This is a genomic window from Agromyces sp. NPDC058136 (assembly GCF_042884375.1).
In the GTDB taxonomy this organism is placed as follows: Bacteria; Actinomycetota; Actinomycetes; order Actinomycetales; family Microbacteriaceae; genus Agromyces.
This window is the reverse complement of record NZ_JBHVUA010000006.1, coordinates 130,037-153,775: the sequence shown is the minus strand read 5'-3', so window position 1 is coordinate 153,775 and position 23,739 is coordinate 130,037. Positions and strand designations below refer to the sequence as shown.

Annotated in this window: 22 protein-coding genes; 21 read left to right on the top strand and 1 reads right to left on the bottom strand. The window is 70.6% G+C overall.

Going from position 1 to position 23,739, the window contains the following annotated elements:
* Positions 1-56: 56 nt before the first annotated feature.
* The 17 genes from mraY (at position 57) to ACFVTX_RS16420 (ending at position 19,534) form a co-directional block, all read left to right on the top strand.
* Positions 57-1,154 carry a phospho-N-acetylmuramoyl-pentapeptide-transferase gene (gene mraY, locus ACFVTX_RS16500; protein ID WP_386902011.1) on the top strand — a complete coding sequence of 366 codons (1,098 nt, stop codon included), beginning with the start codon at positions 57-59 and terminating at the stop codon, positions 1,152-1,154.
* Positions 1,154-2,695, top strand: a complete 1,542-nt coding sequence (murD, locus tag ACFVTX_RS16495; RefSeq protein ID WP_386902163.1) for a UDP-N-acetylmuramoyl-L-alanine--D-glutamate ligase — start codon at positions 1,154-1,156, stop codon at positions 2,693-2,695. The genes mraY and murD overlap by 1 nt, the downstream gene beginning before the upstream one ends.
* Positions 2,655-3,929, top strand: coding sequence for a putative lipid II flippase FtsW (ftsW, locus tag ACFVTX_RS16490; RefSeq protein ID WP_386902009.1), 1,275 nt, complete (start codon positions 2,655-2,657; stop codon positions 3,927-3,929). The genes murD and ftsW overlap by 41 nt, the downstream gene beginning before the upstream one ends.
* Entirely contained in the window at positions 3,926-5,017 is a 1,092-nt protein-coding gene (murG, locus tag ACFVTX_RS16485; RefSeq protein ID WP_386902007.1) for an undecaprenyldiphospho-muramoylpentapeptide beta-N-acetylglucosaminyltransferase, read from the top strand. The genes ftsW and murG overlap by 4 nt, the downstream gene beginning before the upstream one ends.
* A 126-nt stretch (positions 5,018-5,143) precedes the next feature.
* Complete coding sequence (gene murC, locus ACFVTX_RS16480) at positions 5,144-6,544, top strand: UDP-N-acetylmuramate--L-alanine ligase (protein ID WP_386902005.1); 1,401 nt, start codon at positions 5,144-5,146, stop codon at positions 6,542-6,544.
* A gap of 175 nt (positions 6,545-6,719) precedes the next feature.
* On the top strand, positions 6,720-7,694 hold the full coding sequence (locus tag ACFVTX_RS16475) for an FtsQ-type POTRA domain-containing protein (protein ID WP_386902003.1): 975 nt from the start codon (positions 6,720-6,722) through the stop codon (positions 7,692-7,694).
* Between the two features lie 199 nt (positions 7,695-7,893).
* Positions 7,894-9,108 carry a cell division protein FtsZ gene (ftsZ, locus tag ACFVTX_RS16470; protein ID WP_386902001.1) on the top strand — a complete coding sequence of 405 codons (1,215 nt, stop codon included), beginning with the start codon at positions 7,894-7,896 and terminating at the stop codon, positions 9,106-9,108.
* Positions 9,105-9,776, top strand: coding sequence for a YggS family pyridoxal phosphate-dependent enzyme (locus ACFVTX_RS16465; RefSeq protein WP_386901999.1), 672 nt, complete (start codon positions 9,105-9,107; stop codon positions 9,774-9,776). Before ftsZ ends, ACFVTX_RS16465 begins: the two co-directional genes overlap by 4 nt.
* A gap of 33 nt (positions 9,777-9,809) precedes the next feature.
* Positions 9,810-10,298, top strand: a complete 489-nt coding sequence (locus tag ACFVTX_RS16460; RefSeq protein WP_386901997.1) for a cell division protein SepF — start codon at positions 9,810-9,812, stop codon at positions 10,296-10,298.
* Positions 10,299-10,304: 6 nt separating this feature from the next.
* A complete protein-coding gene (locus ACFVTX_RS16455; RefSeq protein ID WP_386901995.1) occupies positions 10,305-10,619 on the top strand; it encodes a YggT family protein in 315 nt (104 codons plus the stop codon).
* Between the two features lie 117 nt (positions 10,620-10,736).
* Positions 10,737-11,408, top strand: coding sequence for a DivIVA domain-containing protein (locus tag ACFVTX_RS16450; protein ID WP_386901993.1), 672 nt, complete (start codon positions 10,737-10,739; stop codon positions 11,406-11,408).
* A complete protein-coding gene (lspA, locus tag ACFVTX_RS16445; protein WP_386901991.1) occupies positions 11,398-12,024 on the top strand; it encodes a signal peptidase II in 627 nt (208 codons plus the stop codon). Before ACFVTX_RS16450 ends, lspA begins: the two co-directional genes overlap by 11 nt.
* Positions 12,024-12,944 carry an RluA family pseudouridine synthase gene (locus tag ACFVTX_RS16440; protein ID WP_386901989.1) on the top strand — a complete coding sequence of 307 codons (921 nt, stop codon included), beginning with the start codon at positions 12,024-12,026 and terminating at the stop codon, positions 12,942-12,944. Before lspA ends, ACFVTX_RS16440 begins: the two co-directional genes overlap by 1 nt.
* Positions 12,945-13,085: 141 nt before the next feature.
* Positions 13,086-16,556: a DNA polymerase III subunit alpha gene (gene dnaE / locus ACFVTX_RS16435; RefSeq protein ID WP_386902161.1), complete on the top strand. Its 3,471-nt coding sequence runs from the start codon at positions 13,086-13,088 to the stop codon at positions 16,554-16,556.
* A 46-nt stretch (positions 16,557-16,602) separates the two neighbouring features.
* On the top strand, positions 16,603-17,913 hold the full coding sequence (gene hisD / locus ACFVTX_RS16430) for a histidinol dehydrogenase (protein ID WP_386901987.1): 1,311 nt from the start codon (positions 16,603-16,605) through the stop codon (positions 17,911-17,913).
* Positions 17,914-17,967: 54 nt separating this feature from the next.
* A complete protein-coding gene (gene nrdR / locus ACFVTX_RS16425; protein ID WP_376944837.1) occupies positions 17,968-18,441 on the top strand; it encodes a transcriptional regulator NrdR in 474 nt (157 codons plus the stop codon).
* A gap of 37 nt (positions 18,442-18,478) precedes the next feature.
* Positions 18,479-19,534 carry a quinone-dependent dihydroorotate dehydrogenase gene (locus tag ACFVTX_RS16420; RefSeq protein WP_386901985.1) on the top strand — a complete coding sequence of 352 codons (1,056 nt, stop codon included), beginning with the start codon at positions 18,479-18,481 and terminating at the stop codon, positions 19,532-19,534.
* 33 nt (positions 19,535-19,567) lie between these two features.
* Here ACFVTX_RS16420 and ACFVTX_RS16415 read toward each other — a convergent pair whose 3' ends face one another.
* Positions 19,568-20,626, bottom strand: coding sequence for an App1 family protein (locus tag ACFVTX_RS16415; RefSeq protein ID WP_386901983.1), 1,059 nt, complete (start codon positions 20,624-20,626; stop codon positions 19,568-19,570).
* A gap of 108 nt (positions 20,627-20,734) precedes the next feature.
* Between ACFVTX_RS16415 and ACFVTX_RS16410 the strand changes: the two genes are divergently transcribed.
* The 4 genes from ACFVTX_RS16410 to ACFVTX_RS16395 all read left to right on the top strand — a co-directional run bounded on the left by ACFVTX_RS16410 (position 20,735) and on the right by ACFVTX_RS16395 (position 23,726).
* Positions 20,735-21,397, top strand: coding sequence for a TetR family transcriptional regulator (locus tag ACFVTX_RS16410; protein WP_386901981.1), 663 nt, complete (start codon positions 20,735-20,737; stop codon positions 21,395-21,397).
* A gap of 105 nt (positions 21,398-21,502) precedes the next feature.
* Positions 21,503-22,315, top strand: a complete 813-nt coding sequence (locus tag ACFVTX_RS16405; protein ID WP_386901979.1) for an ABC transporter ATP-binding protein — start codon at positions 21,503-21,505, stop codon at positions 22,313-22,315.
* Positions 22,312-23,013, top strand: coding sequence for an ABC transporter permease (locus ACFVTX_RS16400; protein ID WP_386901977.1), 702 nt, complete (start codon positions 22,312-22,314; stop codon positions 23,011-23,013). The genes ACFVTX_RS16405 and ACFVTX_RS16400 overlap by 4 nt, the downstream gene beginning before the upstream one ends.
* A complete protein-coding gene (locus ACFVTX_RS16395; protein WP_386901975.1) occupies positions 23,010-23,726 on the top strand; it encodes an ABC transporter permease in 717 nt (238 codons plus the stop codon). Before ACFVTX_RS16400 ends, ACFVTX_RS16395 begins: the two co-directional genes overlap by 4 nt.
* Positions 23,727-23,739: the final 13 nt, after the last annotated feature.

Sequence of the window (23,739 nt, the reverse complement as noted above, 5' to 3'; positions counted from 1 at the left end):
GGCGAGGCTGGGCCGGCGAACCGCCTGCCCGGTGACCGAGCGGGAGTGTGGTTCGCGTGAGAGCACTGCTGACCGCCGGAGCGTTGTCGCTCGCCTTCACGCTGTTCCTGACGCCGCTGTTCATCCGCCTGTTCACGCGGATCGGCTGGGGCCAGTTCATCCGTGACGACGGGCCGCAGAGCCATCACGTCAAGCGCGGCACGCCCACGATGGGCGGCATCATCTTCATCCTCGGCACGCTGTTCGGGTACTTCGTGGCGACGCTGCTCGTCTCGAACGAGAGGCCGACCGCCTCGGGCCTGCTCGTGCTGTTCATGATGGTCGGTCTCGGCCTCGTCGGATTCCTCGACGACTTCCTGAAGACCCGCAAGAAGCAGAGCCTCGGCCTCGGCGGCTGGGCGAAGGTGGCCGGCCAGGTGATCGTGGCTGCGTTGTTCGCCCTGCTGGCGCTGCAGTTCCCGAACGACCAGGGCTTGACCCCCGCGAACACGAAGATCTCGTTCATCCGCGATCTGCCGCTCGACTTCATGGTGTTCGGCTCGATCGTCGGCATCATCCTGTACGTCGTCTGGATCTGCCTCATCGCGGCCGGGACGTCGAACGGCGTCAACGTGACCGACGGTCTCGACGGCCTCGCGGGCGGCGCCTCGATCCTCGCGATCGGCTCGTTCGTCTTCATCGGGTTCTGGCAGTTCAACCAGGCCTGCGCCGCGATCGGCCTGAACGAGAACGACGAGTACCGCTGCTACAACGTGCGCGACCCGCTCGACATCGCGATCGTCTCGGCCGCGATCGTCGGCGGTCTCATCGGGTTCCTGTGGTGGAACACGAACCCCGCGAAGATCTACATGGGCGACACCGGTTCGCTCGGCCTCGGCGGCGCGCTCGCGGCGCTCGCGGTCGTGAGCCACACCGAGCTCCTCGTCATCATCATCGGCGGCCTCTTCGTCATCGAGACCGGGTCGGTCATCCTGCAGCGCGCCTACTTCAAGGTGACGCACGGCAAACGCATCTTCCTGATGAGTCCGATCCACCACCACTTCGAGCTGAAGGGGTGGGCGGAGGTCACGATCGTCGTGCGCTTCTGGATCATCGCGGGCCTGTTCGTCGCCGCCGGTGTGGGCGCGTTCTACTTCGAATGGCTGCAGAGCTGATGACGGATGCCACGGGGCCCGCCTCGAACCGTCTCGACACCCTGACGAGCTGGAACGCGGACTGGCGCGGTCTCAAGGTCGCCGTCCTCGGGGTCGGCGTCACGGGCTTCGCCGTGGCCGACACGTTGACCGAGCTCGGGGCCGAGGTGCTCGTCGTCGCGCCGCAGGTCGACGACGATCGCGCCCGCATCCTCGAGGTCATCGGCGCGACGCTCGTGCGGCATCCGCTCGACACGGTGCCGGCCGAGCTCGAGGCGTTCGCGCCCGAGGTCGTCGTCGTGTCGCCGGGGTTCCACCCCGATCACCCCGTGCTCGACTGGGCGGGCCGCGAGGGCATCGCCGTCTGGGGCGACATCGAGCTCGCCTGGCGCGTCCGCGACAAGGTGAGCACCGCCGAGTGGATCCTCGTGACGGGCACGAACGGCAAGACCACGACCGTGCAGATGACCGCGACCTTCCTCGCGGCGAACGGGCTGCGGGCGGCGCCGTGCGGCAACATCGGCGTGCCGGTGCTCGACGCGGTGCGCGACCCCGGCGGCTTCGACGTGCTCGTCGTGGAGCTCTCGAGCTACCAGCTGCACCACCTCCCGACGTCCGGCCCGGGCGCGCTGCACCCGTGGTCGAGCGTCGTGCTCAACATCGCCGACGACCACCTCGACTGGCACGGCTCCTTCGAGGCGTACCGGGCGGCGAAGGGCAAGGTGTACGAGAACACGAAGGTCGCGTGCGTGTACAACCGCGCCGACGAGGCGACCCGGCTCATGGTCGAGGGCGCCGAGGTCGAGGAGGGGGCCCGTGCCATCGGCTTCGGGCTCGACGTGCCCGGCCCGAGCGATTTCGGCGTCGTGGAGGAGATCCTCGTGGATCGCGCCTTCCTCGATGAACGGCACACGGCGGCGCTCGAGATCACGACGCTCGACGAGCTCGCTCCCCGCGGGCTCGACGCCCCGCACGTCGTCGCGAACATCCTCGCGGCGTCCGCGCTCGCGCGATCCTTCGGGGTGCCGGTCGGCATCGTGCACGACGCGCTCAACGATTTCCGTCTCGATTCGCATCGCATCGAGACGGTTGCGATCGCGGGCGGCGTCCGCTGGATCGACGACTCGAAGGCGACGAACCCGCACGCCGCGCAGGCGTCGCTCGCCGCCTTCGGCCGGGTGGTCTGGATCGTCGGGGGCCTCCTCAAGGGCGTCGATGCAGACTCGCTCGTCGCCGCGCACGTCGGCCGCCTGCGTGCGGCGATCGTGATCGGCGTCGACCGCGAGCCGCTGCTCGCCGCGTTCCGCCGACACGCGCCCGAGCTGCCCCTGTTCGAGGTCGTCGCCGACGACACTGAACAGGTGATGCCCGACGCGGTCGCGCTGGCAGCGGCGGTCGCCGAGGACGGCGACACCGTGCTCCTCGCGCCCGCGGCGGCGTCGATGGACCAGTTCGCCGACTACGGCGATCGCGGCAGGCGATTCAACGACGCGGTCAGAACGATGCTGGGAGGTGAGGCGGATGGCGACTCCGCCCCGCTCGACCCGTCGACCGAAGTCTGAGCGCCCGACGGCTGAGGCCGACGGCGTCTCGGCTGCGCGCATCCGCCTGGGGCGGGTCTTCCGCGTCGAGTCCGCCGACTACTTCCTGCTGCTCGGCACGACGCTGTTCCTCGTCGTGCTCGGCCTCGTCATGGTGCTCTCGGCGTCGCTCGTCGAGTCGTACCTCGAAGACGGGGGCCTCCTCGACCAGGCTATCCGCCAGGGCGTCTTCGCGATCATCGGGATCCCGGCGATGCTCATCGCGAGCCGGATGCCGGAGCAGTTCTGGATGCGGATCGCCTGGCCAGCGCTCATCATCACGTGCATCCCGCAGCTGCTCGTCGTCGCGACCGATCTCGGCATCGAGGACGGCGGCAACACGAACTGGCTGCGCATCGGCCCCGTCCAGTTCCAGCCTTCGGAGTTCATCAAGGTCGCGCTCGTCATCTGGCTCGGCCTGATCGTCACGAAGAAGCAGGACAAGCTCGGCGACTTCACCCACGGGATCCTGCCGATCCTGCTCGTCGGCGGCGGCGCGATCGGGCTGGTGCTGCTCGGCGGCGACCTCGGCACGGTCATGATCATGGGTGCGATGCTGCTCGGGGCGCTGTTCCTCATCGGGGTTCGGCTGCGCCTGCTGCTGCTGCCGATCCTCGTCGCGGTGGTCGGTTTCGTGATCGTCGCGTTCTCGAGCGAGAACCGGATGCGCCGCATCATGTCGTTCGTCGACTCGAACTGCGAGTCGAGCTCCGCCGACTCCCTCAACTCGTGCTGGCAGGTCATGCACGGCACCTACGCGCTCGCGAACGGGGGAGTCTTCGGCGTCGGGCTCGGCAACTCCGCGGCGAAGTGGTCGTGGCTTCCCGCCGCCGACAACGACTTCATCTTCGCGATCATCGGCGAAGAGCTCGGGCTCATCGGTGCGATCGTGGTCATCGGCCTGTTCGTGCTGCTCGCGGTCGCCTTCGCCCGGGTGCTGCGCAGCGCCCGCACGATGTTCGCGAAGACCGTCACCTCGGCGGTCATGGTGTGGGTCATCGGCCAGGCCTGTGTCAATATCGGTGTCGTGCTCGGAGTCTTCCCCGTCCTCGGTGTCCCGTTGCCGCTCGTCTCGGCCGGTGGCACCGCCCTCCTGACGACGCTCGTCGCGATCGGCGTCGTGCTGTCGGTCGCGCGCGATCCCGAGGCCCCTGCGCGGGCCGCCGCGCGAGCGGCCGCCCGCAAGGCGCGTGCATCGGTGCGTGCGGCGCGATGACGGTCTACCTGCTCGCCGGCGGCGGCACCGCCGGCCACGTGAACCCGCTGCTCGCCGTCGCCGACCGTCTGCGCGAGCGCGAGCCCGACGCCGAGGTGCTCGTGCTCGGCACCGCGGAGGGCCTCGAGGCCCGGCTCGTCCCGGCGCGCGGCTACGAGCTGCTGACGATCGCGAAGGTGCCGTTCCCGCGTCGCCCGAATCGGGCGGCGATCGCATTCCCCTCGCGTTTCAGCCGGTCGGTCGGCGACGTCGCGAACATCATCTCCGAGCGCGGTGTCGACGTCGTCGTCGGATTCGGCGGGTACGTCTCGACCCCCGCGTATCTCGCGGCCCGGCGCGCAGGCGTCCCCGTCGCGATCCACGAGGCGAACGCGAAGCCGGGGCTCGCCAACCGGCTCGGGGCCCGCTGGGCCGCGGGCGTCGGCGTCGCCTTCGAGGGAACCCCGCTGCCCGGCTCGGAGGTGGTCGGCATGCCGCTCCGGCGCGAGATCGAGACGCTCGATCGCGCCGCGATGCACGAGCAGGGCGCCCGGTTCTTCGGGCTCGACCCCGATCGTCCGGTGCTGCTCGCGACGGGCGGTTCGCTCGGCGCGCGCCGGATCAACCGGACGATGGTCGACAGCGCGCGCGCGATCACCGAGGCCGGGTGGCAGGTGCTGCACATCACGGGCGCGAACTCCGAGGTCGACGACCCCGGTGTGGCCGACTACCGGATGGTCGAGTACGCCGACCGCATGGACCTCGCCCTCGCGGCCGCCGACGTCGCCGTCTCGCGCGCCGGTGCGGCGACCGTGAGCGAGCTCGCCGCCCTCGGGCTGCCGGCCGTGTACGTGCCGTACCCCGTCGGCAACGGCGAGCAGCGGTTCAACGCGGCCGGCGTGATCGAAGCGGGCGGCGGCATCCTCGTCGACGACGCGCAGTTCCTGCCCGAGTGGGTCGCCGCCGAGCTCGTGCCGCTCCTCGCCGACGCCGATCGCGTCGCCGCGATGGCCGCGGCGGCGTCGACCGCGGGCGTCCGCGACGGCACCGCCCGCATGGTCGCGCTCATCGACGCCGCCCGCGGCGGGGCAGCCCCGCACCCGGCCTGAGGCGCGTAACGTTGAGGGTGGCCGATGCCGCGGCATCCGCCCTTCGAACCACCCGCGCGACGCCGCGCGAGCACCGCCCGCCGGATCCGTCCTGATCCGCACCGCACCGAGGAAGAGCACCCGAACGTGACCATCAAGCCCGATCTCTCGATCCAGATCCCCGCCGAGCTCGGCGCAGTGCATTTCGTCGGCATCGGCGGCTCGGGCATGAGCGGGATCGCACGCCTCTTCCTCGGCGCCGGCCACCGCGTGACCGGTTCCGACGTGCGCGACTCGGCGAACATCGCCGCCCTCCGCGAACTCGGCGCCGAGATCGCGATCGGCCACGCAGCCGAGAACGTCGGCGACGCAGAGGCGCTCGTCGTGACCGGTGCGCTCTGGCAGGACAACCCCGAGTACCGGCTCGCGCTCGAACGCGGCCTGCCGGTGCTGCACCGTTCGCAGGCGCTCGCCTGGCTCATCTCGGGCCAGCGCCTCGTGTCGATCGCGGGTGCGCACGGCAAGACGACGTCGACCGGCATGGTCGTCACGGGTCTGCTCGCGCAGGGCGCCGACCCGAGCTTCGTCAACGGCGGCGTGATCGAGGGCCTCGGCGTCTCCTCCGGTGCGGGCGACGACGACCTCTTCGTCGTCGAGGCCGACGAGTCCGACGGCTCGTTCCTGCTCTACGACACGGCGATCGCGCTCATCACGAACGTCGACCCCGACCACCTCGACCACTACGGCTCGCGCGACGCCTTCGAGCAGGCCTTCGTCGACTTCGGCGACGGGGCGAGCGAGCTCGTCGTCGTCTCCTCCGACGACGCGGGCGCGAAGCGGGTCACCGAGCGCCTGTCGCACCGGCACGTCGTCACCTTCGGCGAGGCGGCGGATGCCACGGTGCGGGTGCACTCCATCGTGACCGAGGGCCCCGTGGCCTTCACCATCGCCTACGACGGCGTCGACCACCGGGCGCAGCTGCTCGTGCCCGGCAAGCACAACGCGATCAACGCGGCGGGCGCGTTCGCGGTGCTCGTCGGCCTCGGCTTCGACCCCGCGGCATCCCTCGCCGGCATCGCCCGCTTCGCCGGAACCGGCCGTCGCTTCGAACTGCACGGCACCGTCGGCGGCGTGAGCGTCTACGACGACTACGCGCACCACCCGACCGAGGTCGCCGCCGCCCTCGCCGCGGCGCGCACCGTCGTGGGCGAAGGCCGCATCATCGCGGTGCACCAGCCGCACACGTACAGCCGCACGCAGGCCTTCGCCAAGGAGTTCGCCGAGGTGCTCGAGCAGTACGCCGACGAGACCGTCGTGCTCGACGTGTACGGCGCCCGCGAGGACCCGGTGCCGGGCGTCACGGGTGCGCTCGTCAGCGAGCGCTTCGCCGACGCCTCGCACGTCGCCTTCGTGCCCGACTGGCAGGAGGCGGCCGACCACACCGCACGCATCGCCCGCGAGGGCGACTTCGTGATCACGCTCGGCTGCGGTGACGTGTACCGCATCGTGCCGCAGTTGCTCGGTTCGCTCGAGCGGGAGCGCGGATGACCCAGGGCCGCCCGTGAAGCGGCCGCAGGGATTCGAGCCGAGGCCGCCTCGGCGACCGCCGGCCGCCGAGGAGCGCGGGCGCACGGACCAGGTTTCGCCGTCCGCGCCGCCGACGCCGGTCGCGCCGCTTCGCGCCGGGGCGGGGACGGGCGGTGCTCACGACGCCGCCGACCGGGTGACGACCGAACCGATCGTCGTGGTGAGTGCGCCGGTCGTCGAGCGGGTGAGCGTGTCGCAGGACCGCCGCGCGGCGACGCCGCGAGACCTCCAGGAGACGGTGCCGCTCGACGACCTCCGCGACGGGCTCGCGGGAGCTCCGGACGGCGCGGAGCGCGGGGCATCCGGCGCGGCGGAGTCGGGCGCGAAGACCGACCCGAAGACCGACGAGAAGGCCGCTCGCCGGGCGCTCGCGGCCGCGGAGCGCGACCGACGTCGCTACGAGAAGCAGGAGGTGCGCCGCTTCACGAAGCGCTCGCGCCGCCGCCGGCTGGTCTGGTCGATCGCCGGGGGAGCGGTGGCGCTGCTCGTCGTCGTCGTGGTGGGCGGCGCGTACTCGCCGCTCATGGCGCTCCGCGAGGTGCGGGTCGAGGGTGCGTCGCGCATCCCGGCCGAGCAGATCGTCGCGGCCTTCGACGAGCAGCTCGGCACCCCGCTGCCGCTCGTGACGCGCGACGAGGTACACGCCGCCCTCGCGGACTTCAGGCTGATCGAGACCTACTCGACCGAGACCATCCCGCCGGGCACGCTCGTCGTGCGGATCGTGGAGCGCACACCGGTCGGCGTCATCGAGACGGCGCGCGGCCTCGAGCTGGTCGATGCGGCGGGCGTCGTGCTCGATCGCCCGGAGCAGCGGCCCGACGGGCAGCCGCTCATCGAGACGCCCGGCGGCACGTCGTCCGACGGCTTCCGAGCGGTCGCCGCAGTCGTGCGGAGCCTCCCGATCGAGGTGCGCGGGCAGCTCGTGGGCGCGTCGGCAGCGACCGCCGACGACGTGCGGCTCGAGCTCGTCGGGGGAGTGCCCGTCGTATGGGGCTCCGCCGGTAACTCGGGCACGAAGGCCGCGGTGCTCTCGCGGCTCATGGGCGTGGCGCCGCCCGACTCCGTGGCGGGCTACGATGTGTCGTCGCCCGAGAGCGCGGTCACGTACTGATCGGGCTCCGCTGGGCGCTCTCGGAGGCTCCGCGGGCGCGCTCGGGGCTTTCTCGGCGGTCGGATCGCGACACGCCGAGCCCGCATTGCGCGGGGCGAACGGTGCGCCTCGTACCGTCAATCACAGGAATTGCATACTCAGCAAAACTTTAACCTTCGACTAGAGGTTCAGGGTTCAGAGTTCGCACGGAAGGCCGGACATGTCGACAAACCAGAACTACCTCGCCGTCATCAAGGTGGTCGGTATCGGCGGCGGCGGTGTCAACGCCGTCAACCGCATGATCGAACTCGGCCTCCGCGGAGTCGAATTCATCGCCATCAACACCGATGCGCAGGCGCTGCTCATGAGCGACGCCGACGTCAAGCTCGACGTCGGCCGCGACCTCACCCGAGGGCTCGGCGCGGGCGCCGACCCCGAGGTCGGTCGTCGCGCCGCCGAAGACCACGCCGAGGAGATCGAGGAGGCGCTGGCCGGCGCCGACATGGTCTTCGTCACCGCCGGCGAAGGCGGCGGCACCGGCACCGGCGGCGCGCCCGTCGTGGCCCGCATCGCCAAGTCGATCGGCGCCCTCACCATCGGTGTCGTCACGAAGCCGTTCGGCTTCGAGGGCAAGCGTCGCCAGACGCAGGCCGAGCAGGGCGTCGCCCGCCTGAAGGAAGAGGTCGACACCCTCATCGTCGTGCCGAACGACCGCCTGCTCGAGATCAGCGACCGCGGCATCTCGATGCTCGAGGCCTTCGCGACCGCCGACCAGGTGCTCCTCGCCGGTGTCCAGGGCATCACCGACCTCATCACGACCCCCGGCCTCATCAACCTCGACTTCGCCGACGTCAAGTCGGTCATGCAGGGTGCGGGCTCGGCGCTCATGGGCATCGGCTCCTCCCGGGGGGCCGACCGCGCCATCAAGGCTGCGGAGCTCGCCGTCGCGAGCCCGCTGCTCGAGGCTTCGATCGACGGTGCGCACGGCGTGCTGCTCTCGATCCAGGGCGGGTCGAACCTCGGCATCTTCGAGATCAACGACGCCGCCAGGCTCGTGCAGGAGGCCGTGCACCCCGAGGCGAACATCATCTTCGGCGCCGTCATCGACGACACGCTCGGCGACGAGGTGCGCGTCACGGTCATCGCCGCAGGCTTCGACGGGGGAGAGCCGAACGCGAAGCCCGTCGAGGCGCGCCGCACGAACTTCATCCCCGCGGCGGCCGCCGCGGTCGGTGCGGGCGTCGGCGGCACCGGTTCGCTCGGCGACGCGCTCAGCGGCGACGTCGCCGAGGTCATCGCCGAGATCGACATCGACGAACTCGTCGAGACGGCGAACTGGGGCGAGGCGCAGTCCTCGAGCGCCGACCAGATCGTCACCGACCCGGCCTTCGACGACAGCGACGACGACCTCGACATCCCCGACTTCCTGAAGTGAGTGGGCTCGGCTTCCGCCTCGCGGCCGTGCAGGCGGGCATCGCGGATGCCGCGCGCGACGCCGGCCGCGAGGCATCCGAGATCACGACCATCGTCGTCACGAAGTTCCACCCGGCGCAGCTCGTCCGCGAGCTGGCCGCGCTGGGCGTGCGCGACGTCGGGGAGAACCGGCATCAGGAGGCGCAGGCGAAGGCGGCCGAGCTCGCCGAGCTCGGGCTGAACTGGCACTTCATCGGGCAGCTGCAGAGCAAGAAGGCGAAGCAGGTGCGTGCGTACGCCACGGCGATCCACTCGGTGGACCGGCTGGCGCTCGTCGACGCGCTGCGCAGCGACGTGGCATCCATCGACTGCTTCGTGCAGGTGAACCTCACCGACGATCCCGGCCGCGGCGGCGTCGCACCCGACGAGCTCGAGGCGCTCGTCGAGCGGGTGCTCGCAACGCCCGGGCTCACGCTCAGGGGGCTCATGGCCGTGGCTCCGCTCGACGAGCCCGCACGGCCCGCGTTCGCGCGGGTGCGCGAGCTCTCGGAGCGGGTCGTGCGTCTCGCACCCGAGGCGCGCGAACTGTCCATGGGGATGAGCCACGATTTTCGCGACGCGATTCTGGAGGGTGCGACACACCTGCGGATCGGCAGCGCAATCACCGGGAATCGGCCGGCCGCCGGTTAACCTCGAAGAGACGGAACACAGACGGAGGCATCGATGTCGAACCCGCTCAAGAAGACCATGGTCTACCTCGGACTCGCCGATGAGGAGCTCGAGACCGACGCTCCCCACGCGCAGCCCCAGGCAGCAGCGGCGCCCGCCCCGGTCGTGCACGCCGCCCCGGCGCCCGCGCCGAAGACCGGCGCAGCGGTGACTCCGCTGCGCAAGCACCACGTCCAACCGAGCACCCCGCAGGCGGAGATGAACGAGATCCTGACCGTCCACCCGCGTCAGTACCGTGACGCACAGGTGATTGCCGAGTCCTTCCGCGAGGGCGTGCCGGTGATCATCAACCTCTCGCAGATGTCGGACGGCGACGCCCGTCGACTGATCGACTTCGCCAGCGGGCTCTCGCAGGGCCTCTACGGCAAGATCGAGCGCGTCACGAGCAAGGTCTTCCTGCTCTCGCCGGCGCACGTGGTCGTCTCGGGGGAGACGGGCGACGCGGAGGGCGACGTCGATGCGTCGTTCTTCACGCACGCGTAGCCGCCCGTGGGCGCGCTGACCGTCGTCTGGAACCTCCTGTACGCACTCCTCCTCATCTACTTCTTCGTGATGTGGGGGCGTTTCGTCCTCGATCTCGTACGGACGTTCAACCGTTCGTGGCGGCCGAAGGGCTTCTGGCTCGTCGTCGTCGAGATCGTGTACAGCATCACCGATCCGCCGGTGAAGTTCTTCCGGCGGCTCGTCCCGCCGATCCGGCTCGGGCAGGTGGCACTCGACCTCGGGTGGAGCCTCGCGATGCTGGTCGTCATCATCGCCATGACCGTCGTGTCAGGGTTGGCCGCGGTGTCCGCCGCAGCCTGAGCAACTCCTGAGACCGTGACAAGCCGAGACGAACGGCGCTCACCGGTCCCGTGTGGTGTTTGCTACCGTTAGCAGAACGTGATCGAACCGATCGAACAGATTTGAGGGTGGAAAGCCATGGCGCTAACTCCGGAAGATGTGGTCAACAAGCGCTTCCAGGCGACGAAGTTCCGGGAGGGCTACGACCAGGACGAAGTCGATGACTTCCTCGACGAGGTCGTCGTCGAGCTTCGGCGTCTGAACCAGGAGAACGACGAGCTGCGCCAGCGTGTCGCCGCGGCCGAGGCCCGTGCCGCGGAGGCCGCTCAGGCGCCTGCCGCCGCTGCGCCGGCACCCGCCGCCGTCTACACCGAGCCGGCGGCTCCGCCGCCCACCGTCGCCGTGCCGACGCAGGCGCCGGTCGTGCAGTCCGAGCTCGACGAGCAGACGTCCACGACGAACCTCCTGCAGCTCGCCCGCCGCCTCCACGAGGAGCACGTGCGCGAGGGCATCGAGAAGCGCGACGCGCTCATCGCCGAGGGCCACGCCACCGCGGCGCGCGTCGTCGCCGAGGCCGAGGCCAAGCAGCGCCAGCAGATGGGCATCCTCGACCAGGAGCGCGTTGCGCTCGAGAAGCGCGTCGACGAGCTCCGCACCTTCGAGCGCGACTACCGCGCCAAGTTGAAGAGCTACATCGAGGGTCAGCTGCGCGACCTCGACACCGCTGCGCCGGTGCAGGTTTCGGGCAACCAGGGCTTCTCGGCTCCCGTCGAGCAGCCGGCACCGACCTTCCAGGGCTTTGGCGGCTGAGCCGGCCGGGAAGGTCGGCACCACCACCGCACTGCTGGTCCTGGCCGGCGCCGCGATCGCGGCGTACGGCCTCGACCAGCTGACCAAGTTCCTCGTCGTCTCGAACCTCACCGAGGGTGAGATCGTGCCGGTGCTGGGCTCGGTGCTCCAGTGGCAGTTCGTCCGCAACCCGGGTGCGGCGTTCTCGCTCGCGAGCGGCATGACGTGGATCTTCACGATCCTCGCCGCCGGCGTGATCACCTTCATCATCTGGTTCGCCCGCCGCATCCGGTCGATCGCGTGGGCGCTCGTCTTCGGGCTCCTGCTCGGCGGTGTGCTCGGCAACCTGACCGACCGGCTCTTCCGCGAGCCGAGCTTCGGGCTCGGGCACGTGATCGACTTCATCTCGACCCCGTGGATGCTGCCGGCGATCTACAACATCGCCGACATCGCGATCGTGTCGAGCATGGTGCTCTTCATGATCCTGACGATCCGCGGCGTCGGCCTCGACGGCTCGCGCGAGGTGCACTCCTCGAAGCAGGCGTCGGATGACACGGCGTCGCCCTCGACCGTCGATGACGCCCCGGAGGCGCCGCGGCCGCCCGCCGCCGACTCGCTGCGCGCGCACGAAGCCTGATGGAGCACCGTTCCCTTCCCGTGCCCGACGGGCTCGAGGGCTCGCGCGTCGACGCGGGCCTCGCGAAGCTCCTCGGCTTCTCGCGCACCCTCGCCGCCGAGATCGCCTCGTCGGGCGGCGTGCTGCTCGACGGCACGGTCGTCGACAAGTCCGACCGGCTGCGCGCCGGCAGCTGGCTCGAGGTGAGCTGGGAGGCGCCGCGCACCCTCGCGGTCGAACCGATCGCGGTGCCCGAACTCGGCATCGTGCACGACGACGACGACCTCGTGGTCGTCGACAAGCCCGCCGGCGTCGCCGCGCACCCCTCGCTCGGGTGGACGGGGCCGACCGTGGTCGGCGCCCTCGCCGCGGCCGGGTTCCGCATCTCGACCTCGGGGGCGCCCGAGCGCCAGGGCGTCGTGCACCGGCTCGACGCGGGCACGAGCGGGCTCATGGTCGTCGCGAAGTCCGAGCGCGCGTACACCGAGCTGAAGCGGCAGTTCCACGACCGAGAGGTCGAGAAGATCTACCACACGGTCGTGCAGGGGCATCCCGACCCGTTCTCGGGCACGATCGACGCGCCCGTCGGGCGGCACCCCCGCTCCGAGTGGAAGTTCGCGGTCACGGCCGACGGCAAGCACGCGGTCACGCACTACGAGACGCTCGAGGCGTTCCCCTACGCCTCGCTCCTCGAGGTGCACCTCGAGACGGGCCGAACGCACCAGATCCGCGTGCACATGGCCGCGCAGCGGCACCCGTGCGCGGGCGACGCGATGTACGGCGCCGACCCGACGCTGTCGGCGAGGCTCGGCCTCACCCGTCAGTGGCTGCACGCGCACGAGCTCTCGCTCACGCACCCCGGCACCGGGCAGTGGACGACGTTCCGCTCCGAGTACCCCGACGACCTCGCACGCGCGCTCGAACTGCTGCGCGGCGACTGAGCCGGTCGTCCGGTCGGGCCCCGTCGTGGGTGGCTCGACGTAGACTCGATCCGACCCCCGAGATCCACCCCGCAGCATCCGAAGAGGAGCCCAGTGGCCGCCGATTCATTCGTCCATCTGCACGTGCACTCCGAGTACTCGATGCTCGACGGTGCGGCCCGGGTCGGCGAACTGCTCGACGCGGCGAAGGCGGAGGGGATGCCGGCGGTCGCCGTCACCGACCACGGCAACGTATTCGGCGCCTACGACTTCTGGAAGCAGGCGACCGACCGCGGGATCAAGCCGATCATCGGCACCGAGGCGTACCTCACGCCGGGCACCCATCGCAGCGACAAGACGCGCATCCGCTGGGGCAACGGCGGCGGCGACGACGTCTCGGGTTCGGGCGCCTACACACACATGACGCTGCTCTCCGAGACGACGGAGGGCATGCACAACCTCTTCCGGCTCTCGAGCCGCGCCTCCACCGAGGGGTACTACTTCAAGCCCCGTATGGACCGCGAGCTCCTCGAGACGTACTCGAAGGGGCTCATCGCGACGACGGGCTGCCCGTCGGGCGAGGTGCAGACGCGCCTGCGGCTCGGCCAGTACGACGAAGCGGTGAAGGCGGCCGCCGACTTCCGCGACATCTTCGGGGCCGAGAACTTCTTCTGCGAGATCATGGACCACGGTCTCGGCATCGAGAAGCGGATCATGACCGATCTGCTGCGGCTCGCGAAAGACCTGAACCTGCCGCTCGTCGCGACGAACGACCTGCACTACACGCACGCGCACGACGCGAAGAGCCATGCGGCGCTGCTCTGCGTGCAGTCGGGGTCGACGCTCGACGACCCGAACCGCTTCAAGTTCGACGCCGACGACTTCTACCTGAAGACCGCGGCCGAGATGCGCGACGTGTTCCGTGACCACCCAGAGGCCTGCGACAACACCCTCCTGATCGCCGAGCGCTGCGACGTGCAGTTCAACACGAGCGCCAACTACATGCCGCGGTTCCCGGTTCCCGACGGTGAGAACGAGGAGAGCTGGTTCGTGAAGGAGGTCGAGCGCGGCCTCCACGTCCGGTACCCGAACGGCATCCCCGACGACGTGCGCAAGCAGGCCGACTACGAGGTCGGCGTCATCAGCCAGATGGGCTTCCCTGGCTACTTCCTCGTCGTCGCCGACTTCATCAACTGGTCCAAGGAGAACGGCATCCGGGTCGGCCCGGGCCGTGGCTCGGGTGCGGGCTCGATGGCCGCCTACGCGATGCGCATCACCGACCTCGACCCGCTGCAGCACGGCCTCATCTTCGAGCGGTTCCTGAACCCCGACCGCGTCTCGATGCCCGACTTCGACGTCGACTTCGACGAGCGTCGCCGCGGTGAGGTCATCAGGTACGTGACCGACAAGTACGGCGAGGAGCGCGTCGCGCAGATCGTCACCTACGGCACGATCAAGGCGAAGCAGGCCCTCAAAGACTCCGGGCGCGTGCTCGGCTTCCCGTTCTCGATGGGGGAGAAGCTCACCAAGGCGATGCCGCCCGCGGTGATGGGCAAGGACATCCCGCTCACCGGCATCTTCGACAAGAACCACCCCCGCTACAAAGAGGCCGGCGACATCCGGGCGATCGTCGAGACCGACCCCGAGGCGAAGACCGTCTTCGACACTGCGCTCGGGCTCGAGAACCTGAAGCGCCAGTGGGGTGTGCACGCGGCCGGCGTGATCATGTCGTCCGACCCGCTGATCGACATCATCCCGATCATGAAGCGGGAGCAGGACGGCCAGATCGTCACCCAGTTCGACTACCCGGCCTGCGAGTCGCTCGGCCTCATCAAGATGGACTTCCTGGGGCTCCGCAACCTCACGATCATCGACGACGCGCTCGACAACATCGAGGCGAACCGCGGGTTCCGGCCCGTCCTCGAGGATCTGGCGCTCGACGACGCGGGCGCCTACGAGTTGCTCGGCAAGGGCGACACGCTCGGTGTGTTCCAGCTCGACGGCGGCCCGATGCGCGCCCTGCTGCGCCTCATGAAGCCCGACAACTTCGAAGACATCTCGGCCGTCATCGCGCTGTACCGCCCGGGCCCGATGGGCGCGAACTCGCACACGAACTACGCGCTCCGCAAGAACAACCTGCAGGAGATCACGCCGATCCACCCCGAGTTCGAGGAGTCGCTGAAGGACATCCTCGACACGAGCTACGGCCTCATCATCTACCAGGAGCAGGTCATGGCGATCGCCCAGCGCGTCGCCGGGTTCTCGCTCGGTCAGGCCGACATCCTGCGTCGCGCGATGGGCAAGAAGAAGAAGTCCGAGCTCGACAAGCAGTACGAGGGCTTCTCGAACGGCATGAAGGCGAACGGCTACTCGGAGGAGGCGATCGGCAAGCTCTGGGAGATCCTGCTGCCGTTCTCCGACTACGCGTTCAACAAAGCGCACTCGGCCGCCTACGGCGTGCTGAGCTACTGGACCGCGTACCTCAAGGCCCACTTCCCGGCCGAGTACATGGCCGCACTGCTCACGAGCGTCGGCGATGCGCGCGACAAGCTCGCGCTCTACCTCAACGAGTGCCGGCGCATGGGCATCAAGGTGCTGCCGCCCGACGTGAACGAGTCGATCGGCTTCTTCGCCGCCGTCGGCGACGACATCCGCTTCGGTCTCGGTGCGGTGCGCAACGTCGGTTTCAACGTGGTCGACGCGATCCGCGCGGCGCGCGACGAGAAGGGCCGCTTCGAGTCGTTCCACGACTTCTTGAAGAAGTCGCCCCTGCCGGTCGCGAACAAGCGCACCGTCGAGTCGCTCATCAAGGCGGGCGCCTTCGACTCGCTCGGTGCCACCCGGCGCGCGCTCGTCGAGATCCACGAGAGCGCCGTCGAGTCGGCCGTCGGCGAGAAGCGCGTCGAGGCGACGGGGCAGGCGGGCTTCGACTTCGACTCGCTGCTCGCCGATCACGACGAGACGCCGGTCTCGCTCGTGCCCGACCGCCCCGAGTGGGCGAAGAAGCAGAAGCTCGCCTTCGAACGAGACATGCTCGGGCTCTACGTCTCCGACCACCCGCTCGCGGGGCTCGAGGTGCCGCTCGCGAAGCACGCCTCCACGACCATCACCGACCTCATGGGCTCCGATTCCACGCAGGACGGCGACACCGTCACGATCGCCGGCCTCGTCACGAGCGTGCAGCACCGCATCGCGAAGGCCTCGGGCAACCAGTACGGCATGATCCAGGTCGAGGACTTCTCGGGCGAGATCACCGTCATGTTCATGGGCAAGGCCTACCAGGAGTTCGCGCCGGGACTGCAGGCCGACTCGATCGCCGTCGTGCGCGGTCGCGTCAGCATGCGCGACGACGGCATGAATCTGCACGCCTACAGCGTGTTCAGCCCCGAGCTCGGGCAGGGCGACGACGAGGCGCTCGTGAAGCTGTCGATCCCCGACCAGCGGGCGACGCACGAGACGATCGAGGCGCTGCGCGAGGTGCTCGCCCGTCATCGCGGCGAGACCGAGGTGCAGCTCACGCTCACGAAGGGGCGCATCGGTCGGGTCTTCGAGATCCCGCTCTACCCGGTGAAGGTGTCGGCCGACTTCTACGGCGAGCTCAAGAGCCTGCTCGGTCCGGGCTGTCTTCTGTGACGCCGTGCGCCCGGGTCCGGGCGCACGGTCGCTACGCTGGATGATCATGCTGCGCACCATCGACCTCCGTGGATCACGCCCGACTCCCGCCGAACTGCTGGCCCTCGTGCCGCGCGCCGAGACCGACGTCACGGCGGCGCTCGCGCCCGCGGGGCGCATCATCGACGAGGTGCGCGAACACGGCGGGCGGGCGCTGCTCGACCAGGCCGAACGCTTCGACGGGGTGCGCCCCGCCGCGGTGCGCGTACCCGCCGAGGAGCTGCGCGACGCGCTGGCGGCGCTCGAGCCCGAGGTTCGGTCGGCGATCGAGTCGACGATCGAGCGGGTGCGGGCCGCGAGCGCGGCCCAGGTGCCTGCGCCCGTCACGACGGAGCTCGCACCCGGCGCCGTGATCGAGCAGCGCTGGCAGCCGGTCGAGCGGGTCGGGCTCTACGTGCCCGGCGGCAAGGCCGTCTATCCGTCGAGCGTCGTGATGAACGTCGTCCCCGCGCAGGCCGCCGGAGTGCGGTCGATCGCCCTCGCCTCGCCCGCGCAGGCCGAGCACGGCGGTCGCATCCACCCCACGATCGCCGGGGTCGCAGCGCTCCTCGGCGTCGACGAGGTGTACGCGATGGGCGGTGCGGGGGCCATCGGCGCCTTCGCCTACGGCGTCCCCGACCTCGGGCTGCTGCCCGTGCAGCGGGTGACCGGACCGGGCAACGTGTTCGTCGCGGCCGCCAAGCGCCTCGTCGCGGGCGTGACCGGCATCGACGCCGAGGCGGGTCCCACCGACATCCTCGTCATCGCCGATGCGAGCGCCGACGCCGACTTCGTCGCCGCCGACCTCGTGAGCCAGGCCGAGCACGACGAGCTCGCCGCCTCGGTGCTCGTCACCGATTCGCCCGAGTTCGCCGAGGCGGTGCGCGCCCGCCTCGAGGCCCGGGTCGCCGCGACGAAGCACACGGCTCGCGTGCGCGCGGCCGTGGAGGGCCGGCAGTCGGCCGTCGTGCTCGTCGACGACCTCGAGCAGGCCGCCGCGTTCGCGAACGCGTTCGGCGCCGAGCACCTCGAGATCCAGGTCGCCGACGTCGACGCGACGCTCGCCAGCATCGAGAACGCCGGCGCCATCTTCATCGGCCCGTACTCGCCGGTGAGTCTCGGCGACTACGCGGCGGGCTCGAACCACGTGCTGCCCACCGGGGGCACGGCGCGTCACGTCTCGGGGCTGTCGGCGGCGACGTTCCTGCGGCCGCAGCAGGTCGTGCGGTACGACGAGGCGGCGCTGCGCGAGGTCGCCCCGGTGATCGCGGCGCTGTCCGCCGAAGAGGACCTCCCGGCCCACGGCGAGGCCGTCACGGCGCGGTTCGAGCGGGCGTGATCCCGGTGCGCGTCGCCGGGCACCTGCCGCCTCGCCACTAGGCTGGGGAGCACCATGTACTGCCCGTTCTGCCGCCACCCCGATTCGCGCGTCATCGACTCCCGCACGAGCGACGACGGGCTCTCGATCCGTCGTCGTCGCCAGTGCCCCGAATGCGGCAGGCGCTTCTCCACGACCGAGACGGCCAGCCTCGTCGTGATCAAGCGCAGCGGCGTCGTCGAACCGTTCAGCCGCGAGAAGGTCGTGCTCGGCGTGAAGAAGGCGTGCCAGGGCCGCCCCGTCACCGACTCCGATCTCGCGGTCCTCGCCCAGAAGGTCGAGGAGACGATCCGTTCGACGGGCGCTTCGCAGATCGAGGCGAACGACATCGGCCTCGCGATCCTGCCGCCGCTGCGCGAGCTCGACGAGGTCGCCTACCTCCGTTTCGCGAGCGTCTACCAGGCGTTCGACTCGCTCGACGACTTCGAGTCGGCGATCGAGCTGCTCCGCGAGGAGCACGGGCGTCTGCCCGCCCGACCGGTCGAGTGACGCGCCGGGGTGCCGCGACCGGTACCCTGAATCCGGCATGTATCGACTTCTCTTCTCCGCGTTCCTTTCCAAGCTCGACCCCGAAGACGCGCACCACCTCGCGTTCCGGGTGATCAAGGCGCTCCCGACGCTCGGCGTCGGTCGCGTGGTCGAGCGCTTCACCGGGCCCGGCGACGCGCTCGCGGTCGAGGCGCTCGGGCTCCGCTTCCCGTCGCCGTTCGGCGTCGCGGCGGGCTTCGACAAAGACGGCTTCGCGGTGCTCGGCCTCGGCAACCTGGGCTTCGGCCACGTCGAGGTCGGCACGATCACGGCGATCGCGCAGCCGGGCAACGAGCGGCCGCGACTGTTCCGCCTGGTGAAGGATCGCGCGCTCATCAACCGCATGGGCTTCAACAACGGCGGTGCGGATGCCGCGGCCGGGCGTCTCTCGCGGCTCTCGCGTCGCACGCACCGGCCCGTGCTCGGCATCAACATCGGCAAGAGCCGGGTGACGGCCGTGGAGGACGCGGTCGGCGACTACGAGCGCAGCGCGAAGCTGCTTGCCCCGTACGCCGACTACCTCGTGGTGAATGTCAGCTCGCCGAACACCCCCGGTCTTCGCGGACTGCAGGAGCTCGACGCGCTCGCGCCGCTGCTCGAGGCGGTGCGCGCGGCGAGCGGCACGACGCCGCTCCTCGTGAAGATCGCCCCCGACCTCGAGGACGCCGAGGTGGTGCGCATCTGCGAGCTCGCCGTGCGTCTCGGCCTCGACGGGCTCATCGCCACGAACACGACGATCTCCCGCGACGGGCTCAGCACCGAGGCATCCGCCGTCGAGGCGATCGGCGCAGGCGGCCTCTCGGGTGCGCCGCTCGCCGAGCGCTCGCTCGAGGTGCTGAAGCTCGTGCGCCGGCACGTCCCCGCCGAGCTCTGCGTGATCTCGGTGGGCGGCGTCGAGACGGCGGCTGACGTGCAGGACCGCCTCGACGCGGGCGCCACGCTCGTGCAGGGCTACTCGGCGTTCATCTACCGGGGTCCGCTGTGGGCCCGGCAGATCAACCGCGGGCTCGCCTCGATCCGTCGCGGGCGCGCGGTCGCAGTCACCTCGAAGTAGGCGGCGAACCGCCCGCTTCGAGTCGACGGCCGATCAGACGACGCCGACCTCGGCGAGCTGGTCGGCGATCGTCGAGCCGTCGCTCGCCGATACCCAGGGCACCTCGGTGCCGTGCTCCTCGGCCTTCGTACGACCGCCGGCGAGCACCGCCTCGCCGGTCGAGAGACGGCGGATGGCGATCGCCTCGACCCGGTCGGGGTACTCGGCGGCGAACTGGGCGTAGAGCTCCTCGTCGTGCTGGCCGTCATCGCCGATGAGGAGCCACCGCACGTTCGGGAACTCCTCGGCGAGGCGCCGCAGGTTCTCGTGCTTGTGCTCGCGGCCGCTGCGGAACCACCGGTCGTGCGTCGGGCCCCAGTCGGTGAGGAGCAGCGGGCCGGCGGGGTAGAGGTTGCGCGAGAGGAACCGGGTGAGGGTCGGCGCCACGTTCCATGCGCCCGTCGAGAGGTAGATGACGGGGGAGCCGGGGTGCGAGCGGGCGAGCCGTTCGAACAGCACGGCCATGCCGGGGGTCGGGATGCGGGCGTGCTCGTCGAGCACGAAGGTGTTCCACGCGGCGACGAGCGGGCGGGGGAGCGCCGTCACCATGACGGTGTCGTCGACGTCCGAGATGATGCCGAACTCGACATCGGGGCCGACGATGCGGATGGGCGCCTCGACGGGGTTCGCGCCCTCGGTGGTGAGCGTGGCGCGGTGCCAGCCGGGTTCGAGTGCGACCGGCACGGTCGTGTCGACCACGCCGCCGCGGTCGGCGAGCACCTCGATGCGTTCGCCGCCGATCTCGATGACGACGGGCACGTCGCCGACCGGCACGCTCGTGAAGCTGCGCCAGCCGCGGATGCCCTGCTCGCCGCGCTTGCGGCGGCGCTTCGACGGTTCGTCGGAGGCGACGGGCTTCGAGAGGAGGACGCGGCAGAACACGCGGACCCACTCCGTCGAGCCGTAGCCGGTGTAGGGGATCACCGTCGGGATGTGTCCGCGACGACGCGCCCAACGGGAGCGGATGTCGTGGATCCGATCTTCGATGCGCGCGGCACGATGCCGGACCTGGCGCTCTCGGGATCCGGCCGGGGTGGGGGAGCTCGCCGGCATCCACTCAGTCTGTCATGCGGGCAGCCCTGCTCGCGAAACGGGCCGCCGGATCGGTCGGGCGGGCCGTTCGACGCCCGGTAGAGTGGTGCGAGCAACTGAGGAGGTTCCGTGCCGAACATCGACCTGATCCTCGGGGCCGATCCGAGCCGGAGGCGCTCGGTCCGCACCGAGCCGACCCAGCGTCGCTCGAGTCAGCGTCTCGACGCGCTGCTCGACGCCGCCGCCGAGATCGTCGACGAGTCGGGGTTCGAGCGGCTGACGACCCAGATGGTCGCCGAGCGGGCCGGGGCTTCGATCGGCACGGTGTACCGCTACTTCCCCGACCGCGTCGCGGTGCTGTACGCGCTGCGCGAGCGCTCGGTCCGCCGGTATCGCGAGCGCGTCGCCGACGAGATGGAGCGCGTCGAGCTCGAGTCCTGGTGGACGGTGCTCGACGTCGCCATCGAAGGCTGCGCCGCGATGTACCGCGATGAGCCCGGCTTCACCGTCGTGCACGCCGCACAGCGCGAGCTCGCCGAGGGCGGCATCGAGCCCGAGTTCGCCCACCGCATGGCGCTCCTCATCGAGGCCGAGTTCGGTGGCGACACCGACCAGGACGAACTGCGGTTCCGTCTCGGCATCGCGATGGAGATCGGCGATGCGCTCATCTGCCGCGCCTTCGAGCGCAGCGCGGAGGGCGACGAGCGTTACCTCTTCGAGGCGAAGCGACTCGTGCACGACTACCTCGCCGAGCACCTCGGCGAAGCGATCCCCGCGTTCGACGCCGCCTGACGCGCGCGTCGCGACGCGCGGCGCCGGGCGTTGTCTCCCGGCGTGATCGGTGCTTGTCTGGAGTCTGCAGTCCGAGCGAACGCCGACGACGGGGATGAAGCTAGCATGATCGAGTTCCGCGGTGTCTCCAAGCGCTTCCCCGACGGCACCCTCGCCGTCTCGGGCGTCGACATCGTCATCCCGCCGCGCAAGACGACGGTGTTCGTCGGCTCCTCGGGCTCGGGCAAGACGACGCTCCTGCGCATGATCAATCGCATGGTCGATCCGACCGGCGGCCAGGTGCTCATCGACGGCGAGGACGTCTCGACGCGCGATCCCGTCGAACTCCGTCGCAGCATCGGCTACGTGATGCAGAACTCGGGGCTGCTGCCGCACCGCCGGGTGATCGACAACGTGGCGACGGTGCCGCTCCTGCGCGGCGTCCGCAAGCGCGAGGCCCACGCCCGGGCGCTCGAGCTGCTCGACACCGTCGGGCTCGACCGTTCGCTCGCCGACAAGTACCCCCGACAGCTCTCGGGCGGGCAGCAGCAGCGTGTGGGCGTCGCGCGCGGGCTCGCGGTCGACCCGAACATCCTCCTCATGGACGAGCCGTTCGGCGCGGTCGACCCGATCGTCCGCTCCGAGCTGCAGCAGGAGCTGCTGCGCCTGCAGGGCGAGCTCGGGAAGACGGTCGTCTTCGTCACACACGACATCGACGAGGCCTTCCTGCTCGGCGACCAGGTCGTCATCATGCAGCAGGGCGGCAGGATCTCGCAGGCGGCATCGCCGGCCGAGATCCTCGCGCGCCCGGCGGACGCGTTCGTCGCGGACTTCGTCGGTGCCGAGCGCGGCAAGCGGGTGCTGCACCTCACCGAGGTCGACGGACGGCAGCTCGTCGTGGACGGCGACGGACGGCCGGCCGGGGTGCTCGCTCCGTGAACTGGCTCTGGTCGAACCTCGACCTGGTCGGTGAGCTGACGCTCGTCCACCTGGGATTGTCGGTGCCCGCGATCATACTGAGCTTCGTGATCTCCGTTCCGATCGGCTGGGTCGCGCACCGCTTCCGGTGGTCGCGCGGGGTGCTGCTCGCCGTGTGCGGGCTGCTGTACGCGATCCCGTCGCTCGCGCTGCTGATCGCGCTGCCCGTGATCACGGGGTTCGGGGCCCGTTCGCCCGTCAACCTCGTCATCGCGCTGACGCTCTACGGCATCGCCGTGATCGTGCGCACCGCCGCCGACGCCTTCGACGCGGTCGACCGCGACGTGGAGCAGTCGGCGACCGCCGTGGGGTACTCGGCATTCGGCCGGTTCTGGGCGGTCGAGCTGCCGCTCGCTGGGCCGGTGCTGCTCTCTGGCCTCCGCGTCGTCATCGTGAGCACGGTGAGCCTTGCGACGATCGGTGCCGTGATCGGCGTACCGAGCCTCGGCAGCCTCTTCACCGACGGGTTCCAGCGGGGCATCCAGATCGAGATCCTCACCGGCATCGTCATGACGATCGTGCTCGCCCTCGTGCTCGATCAGCTCGCCGTCCTGGCAGGCCGCCTGCTCATGCCGTGGGCGGCGCGCGGCGGGCCCCGCGGCGGTGACGGCGCGCGCGCGGCCGTGCTCCGCGGCCCCGAGGGCGAGGCGCTCTCGTGAACCTCGTCGCCGAGGCCGTCGCCTGGATCCTCGACCCCGCCAACTGGCAGGGTCCGGGCAGCATCCCGCAGCGCCTCGGCGAGCATCTGCTCGTCTCGCTCGTCGTGCTCGTCATCGCGATGCTCATCGCCCTGCCCGCAGGCGGGGCGATCGGCCACACGGGGCGCGGCAAGCAGTTCGTCGTGGTCACCTCCGGCGGGCTCCGCGCGCTGCCGACGCTCGGCGTGCTGACGCTCTTCGGCCTGTGGCTCGGCATCGGGCTCGCGGCACCCGTACTCGCCCTCGTGATCCTCGCGATCCCGCCGCTCCTCGCGGGCGCCTACGCTGGCTTCGAGTCGGTCGACCGACGCACGGTCGACGCGGCCCGCTCGATGGGCATGCGCGAGCGCGAGATCGTCACCGGGGTCGAGCTGCCGCTCGGCCTGCCGATCATCGTCGGCGGCATCCGCTCGGCGGCCCTGCAGATCATCGCGACCGCGACGCTCGCCGCGTACATCGCCGATGCAGGGCTCGGCCGATTCATCTTCGCGGGCCTGAAGACGCGCGACTACGCCGAGATGCTCGGCGGCTCGATCCTCGTCATCGTGCTCGCGCTCGTCGTCGACGGCGCCTTCGCGATCGCGCAGCGGCTCGTGGTGCCCGCGGGCGTCCGGGCGACGCGCACCAGAGAACCCCGTACGCGGCCGGTCCGGTCGCGCGCGGCAGTGGGGTGACCCATTCGAGCAG